Origin of the sequence: Chitinophaga sp. YIM B06452 (assembly GCF_039655965.1) — a bacterium.
Taxonomy (GTDB): Bacteria; Bacteroidota; Bacteroidia; order Chitinophagales; family Chitinophagaceae; genus Chitinophaga.
The window spans coordinates 889315-908539 of the sequence record NZ_JAWLKY010000001.1; the positions used below are offsets into that span (position 1 = coordinate 889315).

Sequence of the window (19225 nt, forward strand, 5' to 3'; positions counted from 1 at the left end):
ATGTAATAGTTATGCGGTTTTAGCCGTTCATTTTACCTGGTTCACCATGATTTAACATATTTTTTTCGGGCGGAACAGGCGTTTTCGTTAATTTCCGAACTGCTAAAACAATTCTTATGAGCTATCCGATTCAAGAGATCCAGGGGATAGGCCCCAACTACGCAAGCAAGCTGATAGGCATCGGCATCAATACTGTGGCTAAATTGCTGGAAGACGGCGGCACCAGGGCCGGCCGCACCACGCTGTCAGAATCTACCGGCATACCGGAATCACTGATCCTCACCTGGGTAAACCATGCAGACCTTATGCGCATCAACGGCGTGGGCGACCAGTTCGCCGAGCTGCTGGAAGCCGCCGGGGTAGATACTGTGAAGGAGCTGCGCAACCGCAACGCCGAAAACCTGCATGCGAAGGTGACCGAGCTGAATGCGCTCAAGAACCTCAGCGGCAGGGTGCCCAGCCTTTCTGAGATCCAGGGTATGATAGACCAGGCCAAAGACCTGGAACCTGTGCTTACCTATTAAAATAAAAAAAGAGACCAGCGTTGGCCGGTCTCTTTTTTCAGCTGATATCAACCTACAACTGTTTTTTAATTTCACTGATCAGCTCTACAAACTTACGATCTGTGCGGATATCCGGTTGCCATGCAAGGCCCATTTCGCACAGGTCGTATTCTTTTTTTATAGTAGCCCCGGCCTTCCCTTCCTCGTTGCCCAGTATCCACACGGTATCGGCCACGGCCGTGGCATTCTCGATGTCGTGGCTTACGATGATGAGCGTGTTGTGCTCACTCAGGGTAGACACTTTTAGGAGCAGGCCGATCACCTTGTCCACCATCAGGATGTCCAGCCCGGAAAAAGGCTCGTCCAGCAGGATGAATTTATTGCCCGTCAACACCTGCTGGATGATGCTCACACGCTGGCGCTGGCCACCGCTCAGCTGGGCGGGGTATTTGTCCAGGTGCTCGGTCAGTTCAAAGGTCTCCGCGTAATCGTGGATCACGCGTTTCTTTTCTTCTTCCGTAAGGCTCACGCCTGAATTGTCCAGCCCGATACGGAGGTTGCGGTAAATGCTGCGGTGATTGAAAAGAATGTAGTTCTGCGGCACAATGCCGACCTGGCCCGCTTTCACGGGATGCTGGTCTTCCCCGATCCTCACCACTCCCTGCGTGGGCGGTATAAGGCCGGACAGGGTCTTGAACAGCTGCGTTTTACCGATGCCGCTCCTGCCTATCAGCGCTACTACCTGGCCCTGTTGAATGCCTTCCCGGTGAATGTCGTGGATCTGGAAATTCACATCGCGCAGTATCTTTTTTTCACCGTATTGCAGGTGGATGTTCTCGGCGCTCAGCAGCACTTTGTTTTTGCTATATGCGTTCATCAGCGGGTATGCAGTTTAGTGTACGGGAATAACCAGTGGCGGAAAAGCCCCAGGATAAAATCAAAAAAGATGCCCAGCACGAAAATGATCACCAGGGTTCCGAACACGATGTCCAGCTGCACGTATTTATTGGCTTTGATAAGCATTACGCCGAGGCCGCCCTGGCTCATGCTCAGGCCTTCCACGGAGGTGATCATCAGCCATGCAATGGCGAAGTTCTGCCGCATCACCTCAAACACCTGGTCCAGCCGGCCCACGATGATCACTTCCCAGAGGCTCTGCCAGCTGCTCATGCGCAGGGTGGTGCAAAGCTCGTATTCCTGTTTGTTGATGTTCTCTATCACGCCCAGCAGTGAGGTCACAAAGAAAGGCACGATGCCGAAGATCAGCAGGCTCAGTTTCAGCTGTCCGCCGTTCTGGGTGAGCAGGGTGAACAGGAAGATGAGGCCGGTGAGCGTCAGGTAGCGGCATTTGATCACGAACCTGGCCACGGGCTGGAAGAACGGCACGATAGACAGGTAACTGATGATGAGGGCAATGATGATGGAAATGCCCATGCCTTTTACGGTGAGCACGATACTGGCAAACAGGTTGTCAATAAAATCGGGCATCGTGAAGATGGTACCGATGGCCTTCAACACCTTATCCGGCGTGGGTATGAGCCCGCCGCCGCTCAGTTGCCATACCAGCAGGGCTATCACCGCCTCCGCTACCAGCAGGATGGTCATGGTCCGTTTGTCCAGCATCCGCAACGGCTCAAATATTGCTTTGAGTTTATTCATGAAGCAGGTTTATAACATTGCCGGCTACACGAAGGCAGCCGGCAATGGAAAAGAAAGATTAGTTACCCAGTACGATCTGCACGCGGCGGTTTTTGGCGCGGCCTTCGGCAGTACCGTTGTCTGCCTCGGGTTTGGAAGCGCCGTAGCCTTTGGATTCGAGCCTTGCAGCGGCAAGACCTTTCCCCTGCAGGTAAGCCCTTACAGACTCAGCGCGTTCGTTAGACAGCTTCAGGTTGGAAGCGTCGTTACCCACGTTGTCCGTATGCCCGTAGATGCCCAGCTTCAGGCCCTCGGCCACCACAGCGCTTTTCAGGATATCGTCCAGCACGGCGTAAGATTCGGGTTTGATAACGGCGCTGCCGGTCTCAAACTGCACCTGCACTGATTTGGAAGACACTTCCTTGGTGATCTCGGTAGCATATTGCTCCTTGATGGCAGTACCGGTCAGCAGCTCGGGGTGATTGCTCACCACGGAAGCCAGGAAGGATTTGTCCACCACCTTGTTGTACACCGGGTAAGAAGGTACCAGCTCAGGGTACATTTTCACGAGGATGTCGCCGAAGGTGCCGTATACGATCTTGTAACGGTCCAGCTTGTCGTCGCCGAGGCCGAACATGTTCGCAGCGTCTGCCAGGTTGTAGGCCATGGAGCCGCCAAGGTGGATGTTCACGCCCTGCGCGTCTTTTTCCTCGCCGCCGTTGTAATATTTCAGCCAGTAAGCGCCGTTCTGCTCGTTATACACTTTCGCGGAAACGTCTGCCGCAAATTGTTTGGCGTCGTTGAAGGAGCGCACCTGGTCGCCGGCCTGGGCCAGTGCCATGATCAGGTTCTCGATATCGGTCCTGTGATCGTTGGCGAACTTCTTGATGGTGATGGTGATGTTCGGCATCTGCGCAGCGTATTCACGCGTGGTGGCGATGTTGATCAGGCCGCCTTTTTTCTGCGCGATGTTCACGTCGCCGGGCGTCCAGGTGGCTACACCGTCTACGCCTACGGTCGTGTCTTTCGCCAGCTTCTTACCGTTCTCGATCAGCTTGCGGCTTTCGGTATAACCGGCAATGTATTTGTTGGCGGCGTCCAGGAAGTCGTTGGCAGCAATGAGGTTGATCGCGTTCCTGTCAAAGGAGGTCTCATCGGGGTTCACGCGCAAACCGTTGTCGCCGGCCCATTTCACGAGGATGTTCATGTCGCCGTCGCGCAGTACGCAGGCTACGGTCTTACCGAGCGCGTTCTTCGGGTCCACTTTCCACTCGGCGGGGCCCATCAGTTTGTCTTCGCCGTAGCTTTTACCCATGCTGTAGAACGCGATGGGCTGGTATTCGGGACCGAGGGGCTCCAGTTCTTTGGCCAGTGCGGCAAAGAACATGGGCATACCGTCGCCCATGAAGGAAGCGAACACGCCGGGAGTGTTGGGATTTGATTTATAGTCCTGGGCGAACTTCACCATATCCGCAACGGATTTATTACAATCGTCCTGGCGCACCACTTCGATCTGCATGTTCGCTTTGTCTACCAGCGAACCCTTGGTGGTTTTCGGGCCGCCGTTGGCGTACATCAGGGGGAATTGTGAGTTCCAGGCCATGATCTTCCAGCTCACTTTGGTGCCGCCGTTGGCAGCTTCATCGGCTGAAGGGAGTTCGAGTTTGGTGGCGTTGCCGGCCAGCGACGCTTCAGGCGCGTCGGGCAGGCTTACTTTACCGATCTCGGTGGAAGCTTTTGCTTCCTGGGGACGTTTGTCCCACCATAATACTTTACCGGCATAGATAGCGCCTAAAAGGAGGACGATACCTAATACTTTACCACCGGGTTTTACTTTGATTGCCATAATTTGTTTGGTTTACAGGTTGTTTTTTGAATGATCGTTTATACGTTCCAGTTATACCGCCGGGCACACCGGTGGCTAACCGTTTGTTTCTTTGGTTTGCGCTTATCTTATCAATCCAGGAGATTATTGTAATTGTCAGTAGGCACGGTACCGGGTTTGCGCGGGGTATTATCCGGCTCCCATTTCTTCACGTCCAGCTTGAAATCCTTTTCGGGGTCGAAGCTTTCCAGCATCTGCAGGCCCTGCAGCTCATAGGTAGCGTTGTCCAGGTCTATGGAGCGCATAAAGTCCGTAGAGTAGTTGATGGCCTTTTTCATGCTGCTGAGCTTGGTGGCGATGTCTTCCTTCAGGAATTCCATGCTTTGCTCTACCATCAGTTTCTTCTCGGGGTCGCCGTTGAATATCTTCAGGGCTGAGCTGAGGGCTTTGTTGCCGGAAGAAACGGATTTATAGAGGTCCTTTTTCAGTTCCAGTTCATTGCGCGCATCTTCGATCATGTAGCCGCTGTTCTTGTGCACCTTGGTGAGGTAGTCGCCAATGCGGGCCAGGTTGTCCCTGATGGGCGTCAGCTGCTGGATGTATTCCTTGATGCGGGCGATGTGGCGCGTGGCGTTGCCCAGCTCGGGCAGCATGTTGTTGGTCTGCGCGGCCTTTGCACGGCCCATGAGCTGCGCCATGTCTTTCTCTTTTTCAGAGATCTTCAGGTCGATCTTTTCCTTCTGCGCATCTACTTCTATGGATTGTTTGTAGAGCTTTTCGCGCTGCTCTTCCATGTCTTCGATATAATCTTCCGCAATCAGGAAGGGGTCCAGCTCGATCACGACGCCTACGAGCTTTTTCATGATCCATTCGTAGAGGTAGAACAGGCTCAGGCGCAGCTTGCGGTGGGTGACGCAGTAAAGGAATACGCCCAGGCACACGAGCGCGATGCCGAAGTTCAGCGTGTTCCACACCACATTGGTGAGGATGGGGACCACGTAATACCCGATCAGTACAAGCAGGCCGAGGCCGATGAAGATACCGAACTTGCCGCCGGGGCGGTTCCAGTACGATTTCAGTTTTTGTCCTGACTCAGCAGGGAAGTAATTTGTTTCCATACAGGTTAAATAGAGGTTTGAATTTTTTGAATGTCGGTGGTGATCTTATTGATCATGGCTTCGCAGGCCACGTCGTAACCCTGACGGCTGGCCGCGATCTTCTGTTCGTGGGCCGCAGCCTGGTCTTTCAGCACTTTCATATCAGCCTGCGCTTTGTTGATCGCCGCCGTCAGCTCCTGGATCTTTTTGGAATGTTCTGCGATATCCTTCTCGAACTGGGCGATCTGGTGCACGCGGCCTTCCACTTCTTTGGCAGCTTTGTCATCGGCCGCCTTGTCGAACTCGGAGCGGTCTTTTTCCACGATGGCCTTGTATTGGGCTGCGGTTTCCAGCAGTTTGTCCCGTGTAAGCCCCTGGATGCTCAGTGTGGCGAATACGGCCCCGATACGGGCTTTTTCGTCGGGCACATGGGCTTCCAGCGTTTCCATCATGCGCCAGAACTCGAAATAATCGGGCCCGGGCAGGTTGCTGCTTTCAAAGAGGCGGGTGAAGTGCTGTTCAAATTTGTCCAGCTCTTCGTCGCTGAGATTGGCAACGGCGGCTTGTTTGGCGCTGCTCAGGGGGAATTTCTGGGCAAGGTTGTCCCTGGCGGGCGTGCCCGGCTGCTGAGGTTCACTGGGTTCAAATTCCACGAAAAGACCCAATGCCTTCTTAAGAAAGTTAGCCATTGATAGATTGGAAGTTTAGGTAATTATTGGGTATACAAGCTTACACAGGTATTGTGTAAATATATATATAAAGGCGGAGCGGAGTATGTGTTTGCCGCGGAGGCAGTGTCTACATCGGAGTAATTATTGTAGGTGTAAAATTACACATTTTTCCATACATGTCAAATTTCAGGCCTGCGTAACGTCCACATTTTAATTGAAAATCAATAATCCAGGGCCTTCCTTAACGAAAATCCATTACCCCGGGGGCCTGCGCATTTGAAATTTTATACCTTGGGGGCGCCGGAATTAGCGGTTAACTATTTTTTCTTTTTAATTTAGACACCGCAAAAAGTACTCATGTCTATAAAGGTTTCGCAGCTTACCAAGCTGTATGGAGAGCAAAAAGCAGTGGACAGCATCTCGTTTGAGCTGCAAAAGGGCGAGATAGTGGGCTTCCTGGGCCCGAACGGCGCGGGAAAGTCTACCACGATGAAGATCATTACCGGCTACCTGCCTCCTACCGCGGGAGAGGCTTCCGTTTGCGGTTTTGACGTGCTCAAAAACACCATGGACGTGCGGAAGCGGGTGGGTTACCTTCCCGAGGCCAATCCCCTTTACCCGGACATGTACATCCGGGAATTCCTTGAATTTTCAGCAGGCATGCATAAGCTGGGCGGGCAAACCGGGCAGCTGATCGCCGATATGATCCGCCGTACCGGGCTTACGCCCGAGCAGCACAAGAAGATAGGCTCGCTCAGCAAGGGCTACAAGCAACGCGTAGGGCTGGCCCAGGCGCTGCTGCACAATCCTGAGGTACTTATCCTGGACGAACCCACGTCTGGCCTGGATCCCAACCAGCTGGTGGAGATCCGCAACCTGGTGAAGGAACTGGGGCAGGATAAGACCGTCATGCTCAGCACCCACATCATGCAGGAAGTGGAGGCGATGTGCAGCCGGGTGATCATCATCAATAAAGGAAAGATCATTGCAGACGATGCGATCAGCGCGCTGCGGCAGGGCGCCGGCGGTTATATCCAGGTTACTTTTGGCGAGGCCGCCACGGCCGGGGAGCTGGAACAGCTGCCCGGGGTTAGCCGCGCAGTGGCCGCAGAAGGGCATGTGTGGCGTTTGTATACGGACGATGCGGAAACAGTACGTAAAAACCTCCTGCAATTCGCTTTGATAAATAACCGGAACATCCTTTCTTTGCACAGCAATTCGCAGTCGCTGGAAGACGTGTTCAGGGAATTGACCAATTAGTGGTTGCAAGGCGGGCGGGCGAGACGGGCCGTTTGCCGACCGGATTCACTTTTTCTCAAGATTTAACAATAAAAAATTTTACCCATGAGTATCATTTCAGAGATCCATGCCAGACAGATTTTAGACAGCCGCGGTAACCCCACGGTGGAAGTAGACGTAACCACGGAAGACGGCCACGTAGGCAGGGCCGCAGTGCCATCAGGCGCTTCCACGGGGAAACACGAAGCGGTTGAGCTGCGTGATGGTGACAAAGGTGCATACCTTGGGAAAGGCGTGATCAAAGCAGTGACCAACGTAAATGAAGTGATCGCTGACGAACTGATCGGCTGGGACATCAGCGACCAGGCCGGTGTGGACAAACTCCTGATTGAACTGGACGGTACCGAAAATAAAGGCAAACTGGGCGCCAACGCCACCCTGGCCGTATCCATGGCGGTTGCCAAAGCAGCGGCTGAAGCATTCGGCCTGCCCCTGTTCCGCTACCTGGGCGGCGTAAACGCCACCACCCTCCCCATTCCTTTGATGAACATCGTGAATGGCGGCGCGCATGCGGACAACAAGATCGACTTCCAGGAATTCATGATCGTGCCTGTAGGCGCCGATACTTTCTCCGAAGGCCTCCGCTGGGGCGTGGAAATTTTCCACCACCTGAAATCCGTGCTGAAAAAGAAAGGTTACAGCACCAACGTAGGCGACGAAGGCGGTTTTGCCCCTGAGATCCAGAGCAACGAAGAAGCCATCGAAACCGTACTGCAGGCGATCGAAGCAGCAGGCTACAAAGCCGGCAGCCAGATCGGCATCGCACTCGACGCAGCCAGCAGCGAGATGTATAACGATAAAGACAATACGTACAAATTCTATAAGTCTTCCCAGAAGATCATCTCCAGCGATGAAATGGTAGCTTACTGGACAGAATGGACCAAAAAATACCCCATCCTTTCCATTGAAGACGGCATGGCCGAAGACGATTGGAATGGCTGGAAAAAACTCACCGAATCCATTGGCAGCACCTGCCAGCTGGTGGGCGACGACCTGTTCGTGACCAACGTAAAACGCCTGAAACAAGGAATCGACCAGCAGATCGCGAACAGCATCCTGGTGAAAGTGAACCAGATCGGCACCGTGACTGAAACCATCAACGCCGTATCCATGGCGCATAAAGCGGGTTATACCTCCATCATGAGCCACCGTTCCGGCGAAACCGAAGACACTACCATCGCGGACCTCGCTGTGGCGCTGAACTGCGGCCAGATCAAGACCGGCTCTGCCAGCCGTACCGACCGCATGGCCAAATACAACCAGCTGCTCCGCATCGAAGAAGCTCTGGACAGCAGCGCGTTTTATCCGAAAAATTCAATTAAATTTGGTAAGAAATAATATCCGGACTACCGCGTTTATTTTTTAGTGGTCAATACAAAACTTTTCAGGGTACCGTTTATGCGGTACCCTGATCTTAAAAAACCGGCGTAACCATGGAAATGAAGAAGCGATTTAAAGTGCCTGCCTGGCTCCGCAACAAGTACATTGTAGCGGGCACTCTCTTCCTGGCCTGGCTCATTTTCCTGGACCGTCATAATTTCCTTTCCCAATACCAACTTTACTCCGAAGTGAACCAGCTGGAAAACCAGAAGGCATTCTACAAGCAGGAGATAGACCGCGCCCGGCAGGACCAGTATGAACTGCTGTCCAGCCCGGAAAAGCTCGAAAAATTCGCCCGGGAGCAATACCGGATGAAAAAGGACGATGAAGACCTGTTTATCGTGCCCGTTCCCCCCAAAGCCGACTAAATCCTTGACTTTCAAGCCTCTCGTATTGTTAAAAAGTTGCATTTTTTAAAAAAATAGCTTAAATTGACAATACTATCCCGCCATTCATCGTTATTTAACTGTTATCGTTTGTATGCAACCGGGGTTGCTATCTGAACATCCATTTAAACTAACAATCAATCGCATGAGCAATTTTACACTCCCTGTCTCTACTCCTAATTGTGCTGTAACCGACCCGCAAGGGAAACATATGCAAGAGAATTCTGAATTGGCCCGTGAAGAGGAAAAACTGCATTTGCAGACCTTACAGATGTTGAACAAGGTTCAATATTCCCCGCGCCCTTCTACCCTGGTGGCCATCTTCGATTACGCTCAAAGCGTTGAGGAAGAGCGCCGGTTTTAGTATTTTGCAGGCATGACGAAAAAGGAACGTTTCCAGTTTGTGATAGACTGGTTTGAGAAACATGCCCCCAATGCTGAGACCGAACTGATATACGACAACCCCTACCAGTTGCTGGTGGCTGTGATCCTGTCTGCCCAATGCACGGATAAACGGGTGAATATGACCACCCCGGCCATCTTTGAAAGATACCCTGACATCCCGGCCCTCAGCAAAGCCACTTACGACGACCTCTTTTCACTGATCAAAAGCATCAGTTTCCCCGGCAATAAAACCCGCCACCTGATCGGCATGGCCAATATGGTGCTGGACGATTTTGGCGGTGAAATACCCGATAACGTGCCCGACCTGGTGAAACTGCCCGGCGTAGGCCGCAAAACGGCCAACGTGATCACCAGCGTGGTACATCACCAGCCCAACATGGCCGTAGATACCCACGTTTTCCGTGTAGCCGCGCGCATTGGTCTTACCACCAACGCCAAAACGCCCCTGCAGACCGAGCTGCAGCTCATCAAAATGATCCCAAGGGAAAAGATCCACATTGCACATCATTGGCTGATCCTGCATGGGCGGTACATTTGCGTGGCCCGCAACCCGAAGTGCGGGGAATGCGGCCTGCGGCCGGCCTGTAAATATTACCAGCAGGTTATAAAAGCTTAGTTTGATTTTCACGTTGCAGGCTGAAAGGTTTTTCATTATCTTGAAAAACCTAAATTCTCCACGACGTGAATAACAGCACCCGCTTCCAGCTATCCTTCATGATGTTCCTCCAGTACTTTATCTGGTGTGCATGGTATGTATCTATGAACAGCTACATGGTGGCCAACCTTGGCTCCTCCGGCAAACAGATCACCTACGCCTATGGCGCGCTGGCAGTGGCTACCATGATATCGCCCTTTTTCGTGGGCAGGATCGCAGACCGTTATTTTTCAGCGCAGAAGATCATGGGAGCCCTGCATCTTGCAGGCGCGGCCTTCCTCTTCCTGTCTACACTTACCAGTTCCAACCTGCTTTTCATCACCTTCATCCTCATTTATTCCCTGCTGTATATGCCTACTATAGCGCTGAGCAACAGCGTGGCCTTCCGGCAGATGCAGGATCCTGCGAAGCAGTTTCCGGCTGTTCGTATGCTCGGCACCGTAGGATGGATCGTGGGAGGGCTGCTGATAGGCAGCCTGGGCATTGAAAAAACGGCGAATATCTTTTACATCGCGGCGGCGGCAAGCCTCATCATGGGCCTTTTCTGCTTCACCCTGCCCGATACGCCGCCACAGGGAAGCGCGGCATCCGCCGGCAGCGCCATTGGCACGGAAGCTTTCGTGCTGTTCAAAAACCGTTCTTACCTCGTATTCTTCATAGCCGCCGTGCTGATCTGCATCCCGCTGAGTTTCTATTACAGTTTTGCCAACCTCTTCCTGAACGAAGCAGGCATGGAAAACGCGGCCGGGAAAATGATCCTGGGCCAGCTGTCCGAAGCCCTGTTCATCCTCGCCATTCCCATACTGCTGAAAAGGCTCGGGGTGAAAAAGATGCTGATCCTGGGCATGATCGCCTGGGTGCTGCGGTATATCCTATTCTCCTACGGCAACAGCGGCCCCGGCATCTGGATGCTCTATGGCGGCATCATCCTGCATGGCATCTGCTACGACTTCTTTTTCGTAACCGGTTATATGTATACGGAAAGTAGGGCGGGAGAAAAGATCAAAAGCGCCGCGCAGGGACTGTTCACCTTCGCCACCTACGGGCTGGGCATGGTGATCGGCAACTGGTTCAGCGGCATGGTAGCAGATTTTTATACCATCAACAAAGTGCGTGACTGGCAGGCCATCTGGCTGGTGCCGGTATACATCGCCGCAGCGGTGCTGATATATTTCATCATTGCTTTCAGGGATAAAAAACCAGTCTGAAACTATAAAAACAACTCATTATTATGGCTAAAATTGCAATGCTGGGCTCCGGCTTTATCGGGCGGTTCTACGCTGATTCGCTCCAGGGGCAACGCAGCAGGGACAAGATCGTGAGCATTTATTCCCGCAGGGAAGAAAGTGCGAAGAAGTTCGCGGAAGATTATAAATGCGATCACTGGACCACCAGTATGGAAGAAGCCATCAACCATCCCGATGTGGACATGGTATGCATTTCCCTTCCCAATAACCTGCACGAAGCCGCTGTGCTGGCCTGCTGCAAGGCAAAAAAGGCCGTAATGTGCACCAAGCCGCTGGGCCGCAATGCCGAAGAGGCCAAAAGGATGCTGGATGCCGTTGAAAAAGCAGGCATCTTCAACGGTTACCTCGAAGACCTCGTATATACACCCAAATTCCTGAAAGCACTCGCCTCCGTGAAAAGCGGCGCCCTGGGCCGCATCCTCTGGGCCAAATCGCGCGAAACGCACCCCGGCCCCCACAGCGAATGGTTCTGGGATAAAGAGCAGGCCGGCGGCGGTTGTATACTCGATCTCGGCTGCCATTGCGTACAGATCGCGCGGAGCTTTATCGGGAAAGACATCAAGCCCGTTGAAGTGATGTGCTGGGCAGATACCCAGGTGAAACCCATCGATGCGGAAGACCATGCCATCGGCCTGGTGAAATATGAAAACGGCGCCATCGGGCAGTTTGAAGTAAGCTGGACCTTCCGCGGCGGGCTCGACCTGCGGGATGAAGTGATGGGTTCTGAAGGCACCATCTGGCTGAACAGCTTCCTGCGCACGGGTTTCGATATGTTCACCACCGGCAAAGGCGCGGATTACGTGGCCGAAAAAGCGGAAAGCAATACCGGCTGGCTGTTTCCCGTGGGAGACGAGCTGAACGAACTGGGCTACAACCATATGTTTGCCGATATGTTCAACGCCGTGGAGGCAGGCCGCGCCCCGCAGGAAACGTTTTACGACGGCTATATCGTGAATGCCGTGCTGGATGCGGCTTACCGCTCAGCGGCCTCCAAGCAGTGGGAGCCGGTGAAACTGGAAGTATGGCGCGGGAAAGAGGGCGTGGAAAAAGAAAAAGCGCTAAACAGCTACAACGACCAGTTCTACCTCATCAAAGAAGAAATGACCCACTTCGGCAGCCAGAAGCTGATCCTGAAAGACAAGAAAACAGGGCAGATCGTGGAAAAAGTGATCTGACAATTTCATATCATTCATACAGGGCCGGCTGCATTGCCGGCCTTTTTATTTACAGGAACTGGTATTCCACCGGGTTGTCCGGGCAGGGCATTACGCCGCATTGAAGAAGTGTAGTGAGCACGTTGGCGCCCGCCAGCACAATAATGAACCAGAAAACGAACTGCTGGAAGCCCGTGAGCGGCAATACCCGGCTGTCGCGGAACTGGCGGTTATACAGCATCAGGCAGGCGATCGTAATGATGGTAAAGAGGAAAATGAACAGGGCCCAGGTGTACATGTGCAGCCCGAAAAGCGGCGTCCCGAAACCCGGAGGCCGGCCAGCTACAGGCACGATGTGCAATAATACCTGCCTGATGGATGTTGCGGCGCCAAACAGGGCGCTGAGCAAGGCCAGCGCATAATGTGAGGGCCTCAGCCCGAAACGCACATTCAGCAGTAAGCCAAAAGCCGCGCCCAGCATACCAATACGCTGCAGCAGGCATAGCGGGCAGGGCAGTTCGTGCAGTGTAAACTGGAAGATATAAGCCCCGGTCACGACTATACCCAATCCAAATGCGCCGACGGCATTGATGTTCCGCATGATACCATTCCTCTTCATAAGTTGATGTTTATGGCGTCAGACATATGGTAGATGAGCCAGCACACGGACAGTATGAGCAGCAGGAAAAAGCCGGCCACCGCGAAAGTGTAGTTTCCCTTGCGGGCGAATAACATGGCGAAAGTCAATATCAGAAACAATAGCACCATCATTAGCGGGTACATTTAATCAGCAGGCAATGCTCAGGCGGCGTAACAGACAGGTGTATATGCAATAAAACAATGTACCGGGCGGAATGTTGCGGTTATTTGTATTCAATCAGTTTGAACCAGGCCTTGCCCAGCTGGTGGTTGATCTCCACTTCCATCAGGCGGCCTTTTTCGTAACGGTAGATGTTTTTCTTCCCTTCAGGCATCACGAGGGCGTATGTTTTGTCCTGCAGCGGCTGCAGGTCCAGGAAGCGGCCCTGCGTTTCGGAGTATACTTTCCTGACGTCTTTTGGCTCGGTAAAATAAAGATCGCTCACGCAGAAAGTGATCTGGGGGTCGGTAAGCTGCGTTTTTTTATCATGTTTCTCCTTGTCGCCTTTAAAATGCACGGCGTACCCTTTTTCTGTTTTCTGGGTAATGGTTTCCTGGCCTGTGCTGAGGCGCTTCATGGAGGCCGCGTTGAGAATGTTGTGATGATATTCGGCGTGGATGTCCGTTTCCATACGGGCGAACAATTTGGACTGCACACGGCTGCGGATGGAGATCTTACGGGTGTTGCCGGCCGCTTCCTGCTTTACTTCCAGCAGGCCTATGGCGTTGTTGCCAAAACGTATCTCATATTTTGAAACCTGCCCGTCGGCCCGGAAGGCGGTCAGCATAGGCAGAATACCGAAAAGGAATACCAGCGGGATCCCTTTCAGGCCATATGTTTTGAGCGTGCATGGCATATGGTTCAAAAAACGATTACGTACAGCAATATACGAAAATAGCAATTACCAGCTGCGAACGTCAGTGCAACTGGTAATTGCTACTCCCAGAGAATTTACAGTAATTCGCGGATCTTCGCTACCAGCTCACCTTTCGTGATAGGCACGCCCATGATCTTGTTATAACCCTGGGCGGGGATGAGAAACTCGTCCCGGATGATCTTTATCAGCTGACCGTTGTTGATCTCGGGGATCAGCACATGGTCGTAGCTGTGCAATATCTCGGCCAGGTTTTTCGGGAAGGGGCGCAGGTGGCGCAGGTGTGCGTGGGCAACCTGGTGGCCTTCCGCCAGCAGTTCCAGCACGGCGCTTTTGATGGCTCCGAAAGTGGAACCCCAGCCCAGTACCAGCACTTTCCCTTTGTCTGGTCCCAGTTCTAATTTTTGTAAAGGAATATGATCAGCGATCCGGTCCACCTTTTCCTGGCGGATCTTCACCATCAGCTGGTGGTTTTCAGGATCGTAGCTCACGTTGCCGGTGATATTCTGCTTTTCAAGCCCGCCGATCCTGTGTTCCAGGCCGGGGGTGCCGGGCACGGCCCAGGGGCGCACCAGGTTCTCGTCGCGCTGGTAAGGCAGGTATTGGTCCTCTCCTTCGTCCAGCGCCTTTTTGAATTTCACTTCAATGGCCGGCAGGTCTGCACTTTTCGGGAATTTCCAGGGTTCGGCGCCATTGGCGATGTAACCGTCGCTGAGGAAAATAACCGGGGTCATGTGCCTGATGGCGATGCGGAAGGCTTCAAAAATGCCGTCGAAGCAGTCTGAAGGGGTGGATGCGGATACGATCGGCATCGGGCATTCCCCGTTGCGGCCGTAATATGCCTGTAAAAGGTCTGATTGTTCGGTTTTGGTGGGCAAACCGGTGGAAGGCCCGCCGCGCTGGATGTCTATGATCAGCAGCGGGATCTCCAGCATCACGGCCAGGCCCATGGCTTCCCCTTTCAGGGCCATTCCGGGGCCGGAAGTGGTGGTTACGCCCATGTGGCCGCCGTAGGAGGCGCCAATGGCGGAGGTTATGCCGGCGATCTCGTCTTCCGCCTGGAAGGTGCGTATGCCGAAATTCTTATAGCGGCTCAGCTCATGCAGGATGTCTGAGGCCGGGGTGATGGGATAGGTGCCGAGGAAAATGGGCAGGTCCGCCTTCTGGGAAGCCGCGATCAGGCCGTAAGCCAGGGCGGTGTTGCCCGTGATGCTGCGGTAGGTGCCGGGCTCCATGCGGGCTTTTTCCACTTTATAGCGGGTGGAGAAGGCCTCCACGGTGTCTGCAAAGTTATAGCCGGCCTGGAGCACCTTGAGGTTGGAATCCAGGATCTCGGGCTTTTTACCGAATTTATCGGTCAGGAAGTTTACCGTGCTCTGCATATCGCGGTCGTAGAGCCAGTACAGGAATCCGAGCACGAACATGTTCTTGGCGCGGTCCTTTTCCTTCATACCCAGGGTGGTTTCCTTGAGGGCCTCGCGGGTCATCTTGGTCACGTCCATCGTATGCAGCTGAAAATCAACGAGGGAGCCGTCTTCCAGGGGGTTCACGCCTTCCGGGTAGTTGGCCAGGCGGAGGTTCTTGGAATCGAAGCCGTCTGTATTGGCGATGATGATGCCGCCTTTCTTCAGGCCTTTCAGGTTGGCTTTGAGGGCGGCGGCGTTCATGGCCACGAGCACGTCGCAGGCATCGCCGGGGGTGAATATGCGGTTGGAAGAAAAATGAAGCTGGAAGCCGGATACGCCGGGCAGGGTACCCTGCGGGGCGCGGATCTCGGCCGGGAAATCAGGGAAAGTGCTCAGGTCGTTGCCGATCAGGGCGGTGTTGTTGGAGAACTGCGTACCGGTGAGCTGCATCCCGTCCCCGCTGTCTCCCGCGAATTTTATCACTACATCCTCTAACTGTTGTATCGCTTTATTGGACATTGATCTTTTCTTTATGATTATTATATAAGTCTGTAAAATTAGGGAATCAGCCGTAAAGTTCCTCCCCTCTCCATCCCGCAAAAGTACACAAACTCGGTAGACTTTTCTTAAAATTTCCTGTAAAGCAATATGGTAAAGGGATTGAGGTGCCTTCAAAGGCTTACTGTTGTTTCTTTGGCAACATATTTGTTGCTACTAACGCCGTGAGAAAAAGTCTTACACATCCATCTTTGCATATTGCCTCAAACCTTCTGCCGGTAAGGATTTACCCTATATAACATACACGGGTATACGAAAACTACTTATTTAAGTAATCTTCTGAAACCCTGACTGTTAAAGGTTTTTTAAAGAAATGTTAAATGATCTTATTGGGCGGTTATGGCATGGTAATTGTAAAAATCTGAGGAAAGACAAGGGTTTTAATCATTCCAAAAATCTATTTATTATCGGGAACATCACTACTTGAACCATTCTTTATTATTTAAACCTTTTAAAAATTGTATGCTATGAAAAAAGCAAAATTAAGCCTGTTAGCAGTTGCGGCCGTAGCTTTCGGCGCATTCGCCTTCAAAGGATTTGATGGCTCTATCTCCGGTAAAGTAGTACCTGCCGATGGTGCAACTGAAGCCTGGGCTGTATCCGGCACCGACACGCTGAAAGCTGCCATTGCTGATGGCGCATTCTCCTTTGCAGCTGCAAAAGCGGGTACTTACACCGTAATCGTTGACGCTAAAGAACCGTTCAAAGACGCGACTATCACCGACGTGAAAGTTGAAGACGGAAAAGCCACCGATCTCGGTGAAATCAAATTAGCGCAATAGTTGGTTTTCATAGGGGTTAATCAAGCCGGTCTCTGAGGCATTCAGAGGCCGGCTTATTGTTTTGAAGCATTTCATTGATTTTCAATCCCAGGGCTTCCCATATTTTCTATAAACAGGGCACCTCCCGGCTTTTTTTAAAGCTGTCTAGGGGTGCCTTTTCCTTTTGCCGTCATGTTAAGGAAGTCCATCATTGTGGCTTATCCCCTTAAACTTTTCTATATGAAAATGACGGTTAAACGATCCACTATTTTCACTTACAGCGGCCTCAGCATAGGCCTCATCCTCCTCATGCTCGTGATATTCGGCATGATCCTCACCGGCTGCGCCCGGGAAAATATATACGGCTCGGGCCGGGTGGTTACCGAAGAAAGGCAGGTAGACCGCTTCAGCGAGCTGACCATCGAAGGCCCGGTGGAAGTGCAGGTAAAGCAGGGCCAGCAACTGCCCCTGAAAATTGAGGCCGAAGACAACGTGATGCGCCTCATCGAAACCCAGGTGAGCGGGGGCAGCCTGCGGGTGAAGATCCGCAACGGCGTGAATCTCAAGCGCGTAAAGCCTATCCATGTGTATGTTCAAAGCGAACAATATAAAAAGATCATCTTTTCCGGCTCCGGCTCGCTGACCGGGCCAGACACCATCAAGGCCGCCGGTTTTACCTACGAGATCAATGGCAGCGCGGATGCGGACCTGAAGCTGGACGCCAACGAGGTGCGGATGTACGTGAACGGGTCGGGCAACCTCCGGCTGGAAGGACGGTCCAACGCATATTTCTCGGAGATCAATGGCAGCGGCAACCTCGCCGGGCGCGATTTCCAGGCTGCTTCGGCAGATATGAACGTGAATGGCTCGGGAGAGCAGACCATCTGGGTGACAGACCGCCTGGATGCAAGGATCAACGGCAGCGGCAACATCCGCTACAAAGGCACACCCGGCACGGTGAATGTGAAGATCGCCGGTTCGGGGAAGGTTATAAAGTTATAGGCCAATATATTGCATGAAAGCAACCGCATTACTGTCATACCCATTACCCGGCATGAATGCCCATTCCGGGAACCAGCATAAAGGCTATTTTTGCACCATGCCCGAAAATGCACGGTTACAAAGCCTTTTGCAGGAAGATGAGCACCAGTTCATGGAAGCGCTCTTCAAAACATATTTCCCCCTGGTCTGCAAGTCCATCTACCGGCTCATACCGGACATGGCCACAGCTGAAGACCTGGCGCAGGAAGTTTTTATCAAGATATGGAACCGCCGCGACCAGCTGAGCGAGGTTTATTTCAAAGCATACCTCCACCGGGCGGCGGTCAATATGGCGCTGGACCATATAGACAAGAACAAACGCCGCGGCGGCAGCCCCCGGGAAGTGAGCCCCGAAGTGGAAGATCTCCGCAGCACCGCCCCCACCGTGCACGTGAAAGAAACGAAGCAGCGCATCAGGGAAGCGGTGGACCAGCTGCCGGAGAAATGCCGGGAGATATTTATCCTGAGCCGGTTTGAAGAGATGAGTTATAAAGAAATAGCACAGCATCTGCAGCTTTCCGTGAAAACGGTGGAGAACCAGATGATCACGGCACTGAAGAAGCTGCGGGTTTCCCTGAAGGAATTCCTGGAATGAACCGCCGCCCGTTTTTACCGACCAGAAAAAATGTAGTAAACAGATAACATCCGTAATAGCATCAAGCATGTTGAGCAACGATCACATAGATACACTGATTGCCCGGGAAATCGAGGGAGAGATCACTGCGGAAGAAATGGCGCAGCTGCAGTCATGGCTGGAAGCCGACCCTGCCAACCAGGCCTACTATGAAGCACTCAAAGATACCTGGGACCTGGCAGCCGATGCCTACTCCGATATGCCGGAGCCCGATGTGGCGCGCAACTGGCAACGGTTTACAGAGAACCTGGCAACGCCCGTGCCCCTTCGCGTGGTAACCCGCCGCAACAGCTGGTGGCGCCTTGCAGCCGCAGCCGTGGTGATAGTGGCAGCCGCAGGCCTGGCCTTCACACTTATCAAAAACAACCGTCAGACCATACTCACTGCGGAGGCTGATAAAAAGACCTACACCCTGCCTGACGGCAGCCGCGTGTTCCTCAACCGCAACAGCCAGCTTAGCTACAATGGCCGTTTCGGCGACGACAACCGGGCTGTGCAGCTGGAAGGTGAAGCATTCTTTGAAGTAGCGGCAGATGCAGCCAACCCGTTCATCGTAACGGCCGGCGCTTCACAAACAAAGGTTTTAGGCACCTCTTTCGTGATCAAAGCGTACAACGACAAGCCCGTACAACTGGATGTAGTGACGGGCAAGGTGGCTTTCTCCGGTAAAAAAGGAGAAGACGGCGCGCTGGTGCTCACCGCGGGCAATACCGCCATCCTGCAGCGTGATAAAGAACCGCAGCAGATCAAAAACTCCGATCCCAACTTCATGGCATGGAAAGAAAACCGGCTGTACTTCAGTAATGTGCCGCTTTACAAAACGCTCAGCGCGATCGAAGACTATTTCAATATAAAATTCTCTGTAGCGGACAGGTCGCTGCTAACACTCAGCTACACCGGCACGTTCGACAATCCATCGCTGCCCGAAGTACTGGATGTGATCTCGAAGACGGCGGAAGTGAAGATCGTTGAAGAAGAAAAAGATGTGTACAGGATCAGCCGGTAGGCGATCATAAACCCGGCAAACACTCAACACATACAAAGGACAATC

The 19225-nt window shown here is 52.8% G+C and carries 21 protein-coding genes; 12 read left to right on the top strand and 9 right to left on the bottom strand.

The features are described 5' to 3' along the window. Positions 1 to 116 precede the first annotated feature (116 nt). A complete protein-coding gene (locus R3I13_RS03255; protein ID WP_346316487.1) occupies positions 117 to 524 on the top strand; it encodes a DUF4332 domain-containing protein in 408 nt (135 codons plus the stop codon). Between the two features lie 52 nt (positions 525 to 576). Here R3I13_RS03255 and R3I13_RS03260 read toward each other — a convergent pair whose 3' ends face one another. From R3I13_RS03260 to R3I13_RS03280, 5 genes are all read right to left on the bottom strand, one after another. Continuing rightward, positions 577 to 1380 (bottom strand): ATP-binding cassette domain-containing protein, encoded by an 804-nt coding sequence (locus R3I13_RS03260; RefSeq protein ID WP_346316488.1) that lies wholly within the window; start codon positions 1378 to 1380, stop codon positions 577 to 579. Continuing rightward, complete coding sequence (locus R3I13_RS03265) at positions 1380 to 2162, bottom strand: ABC transporter permease subunit (protein WP_346316489.1); 783 nt, start codon at positions 2160 to 2162, stop codon at positions 1380 to 1382. Before R3I13_RS03265 ends, R3I13_RS03260 begins: the two co-directional genes overlap by 1 nt. Positions 2163 to 2220: 58 nt before the next feature. Further along, a complete protein-coding gene (locus R3I13_RS03270; RefSeq protein WP_346316490.1) occupies positions 2221 to 3987 on the bottom strand; it encodes an OmpA family protein in 1767 nt (588 codons plus the stop codon). Positions 3988 to 4097: 110 nt separating this feature from the next. Further along, positions 4098 to 5084 (bottom strand): hypothetical protein, encoded by a 987-nt coding sequence (locus R3I13_RS03275; RefSeq protein ID WP_346316491.1) that lies wholly within the window; start codon positions 5082 to 5084, stop codon positions 4098 to 4100. A 5-nt stretch (positions 5085 to 5089) separates the two neighbouring features. Beyond that, positions 5090 to 5752 (bottom strand): hypothetical protein, encoded by a 663-nt coding sequence (locus R3I13_RS03280; protein WP_346316492.1) that lies wholly within the window; start codon positions 5750 to 5752, stop codon positions 5090 to 5092. A 339-nt stretch (positions 5753 to 6091) separates the two neighbouring features. Here R3I13_RS03280 and gldA point away from each other — a divergent pair, with 339 nt between their 5' ends. The 7 genes from gldA to R3I13_RS03315 all read left to right on the top strand — a co-directional run bounded on the left by gldA (position 6092) and on the right by R3I13_RS03315 (position 12281). Beyond that, a complete protein-coding gene (gene gldA, locus R3I13_RS03285; RefSeq protein ID WP_346316493.1) occupies positions 6092 to 6994 on the top strand; it encodes a gliding motility-associated ABC transporter ATP-binding subunit GldA in 903 nt (300 codons plus the stop codon). An 84-nt stretch (positions 6995 to 7078) separates the two neighbouring features. Continuing rightward, the gene (eno, locus tag R3I13_RS03290) at positions 7079 to 8371 is read left to right on the top strand and encodes a phosphopyruvate hydratase (RefSeq protein WP_346316494.1); all 1293 of its coding nucleotides are present in this window, start codon (positions 7079 to 7081) and stop codon (positions 8369 to 8371) included. 95 nt (positions 8372 to 8466) lie between these two features. Then, a complete protein-coding gene (locus R3I13_RS03295; protein ID WP_346316495.1) occupies positions 8467 to 8781 on the top strand; it encodes a septum formation initiator family protein in 315 nt (104 codons plus the stop codon). 229 nt (positions 8782 to 9010) lie between these two features. Continuing rightward, complete coding sequence (locus tag R3I13_RS03300) at positions 9011 to 9163, top strand: hypothetical protein (protein WP_346316496.1); 153 nt, start codon at positions 9011 to 9013, stop codon at positions 9161 to 9163. Positions 9164 to 9175: 12 nt separating this feature from the next. Continuing rightward, positions 9176 to 9820 carry an endonuclease III gene (gene nth / locus R3I13_RS03305; protein ID WP_346316497.1) on the top strand — a complete coding sequence of 215 codons (645 nt, stop codon included), beginning with the start codon at positions 9176 to 9178 and terminating at the stop codon, positions 9818 to 9820. A 65-nt stretch (positions 9821 to 9885) separates the two neighbouring features. Beyond that, positions 9886 to 11067, top strand: coding sequence for a nucleoside permease (locus tag R3I13_RS03310; protein WP_346316498.1), 1182 nt, complete (start codon positions 9886 to 9888; stop codon positions 11065 to 11067). Positions 11068 to 11090: 23 nt separating this feature from the next. Next, positions 11091 to 12281, top strand: a complete 1191-nt coding sequence (locus R3I13_RS03315; protein ID WP_346316499.1) for a Gfo/Idh/MocA family oxidoreductase — start codon at positions 11091 to 11093, stop codon at positions 12279 to 12281. A 49-nt stretch (positions 12282 to 12330) separates the two neighbouring features. Here the strand turns inward: R3I13_RS03315 and R3I13_RS03320 are convergent, their stop codons facing one another. From R3I13_RS03320 to R3I13_RS03335, 4 genes are all read right to left on the bottom strand, one after another. Next, the gene (locus tag R3I13_RS03320) at positions 12331 to 12879 is read right to left on the bottom strand and encodes a disulfide bond formation protein B (protein WP_346316500.1); all 549 of its coding nucleotides are present in this window, start codon (positions 12877 to 12879) and stop codon (positions 12331 to 12333) included. Next, entirely contained in the window at positions 12876 to 13031 is a 156-nt protein-coding gene (locus tag R3I13_RS03325) for a DUF5993 family protein (RefSeq protein WP_346316501.1), read from the bottom strand. The genes R3I13_RS03320 and R3I13_RS03325 overlap by 4 nt, the downstream gene beginning before the upstream one ends. A gap of 92 nt (positions 13032 to 13123) precedes the next feature. After that, positions 13124 to 13756 carry a DUF6134 family protein gene (locus R3I13_RS03330; RefSeq protein ID WP_346316502.1) on the bottom strand — a complete coding sequence of 211 codons (633 nt, stop codon included), beginning with the start codon at positions 13754 to 13756 and terminating at the stop codon, positions 13124 to 13126. Between the two features lie 95 nt (positions 13757 to 13851). Further along, a complete protein-coding gene (locus R3I13_RS03335; RefSeq protein ID WP_346316503.1) occupies positions 13852 to 15699 on the bottom strand; it encodes a 2-oxoacid:acceptor oxidoreductase subunit alpha in 1848 nt (615 codons plus the stop codon). A gap of 506 nt (positions 15700 to 16205) precedes the next feature. On the opposite strand from R3I13_RS03335, the gene R3I13_RS03340 reads away from it, so the two are divergent. From R3I13_RS03340 to R3I13_RS03355, 4 genes are all read left to right on the top strand, one after another. After that, positions 16206 to 16520, top strand: a complete 315-nt coding sequence (locus R3I13_RS03340) for a carboxypeptidase-like regulatory domain-containing protein (RefSeq protein WP_346316504.1) — start codon at positions 16206 to 16208, stop codon at positions 16518 to 16520. Between the two features lie 219 nt (positions 16521 to 16739). Further along, positions 16740 to 17501, top strand: a complete 762-nt coding sequence (locus R3I13_RS03345; RefSeq protein ID WP_346316505.1) for a head GIN domain-containing protein — start codon at positions 16740 to 16742, stop codon at positions 17499 to 17501. Positions 17502 to 17598: 97 nt separating this feature from the next. Further along, entirely contained in the window at positions 17599 to 18135 is a 537-nt protein-coding gene (locus R3I13_RS03350; protein ID WP_346316506.1) for an RNA polymerase sigma-70 factor, read from the top strand. 67 nt (positions 18136 to 18202) lie between these two features. Beyond that, positions 18203 to 19180, top strand: a complete 978-nt coding sequence (locus R3I13_RS03355; protein ID WP_346316507.1) for a FecR domain-containing protein — start codon at positions 18203 to 18205, stop codon at positions 19178 to 19180. Positions 19181 to 19225 lie beyond the last annotated feature (45 nt).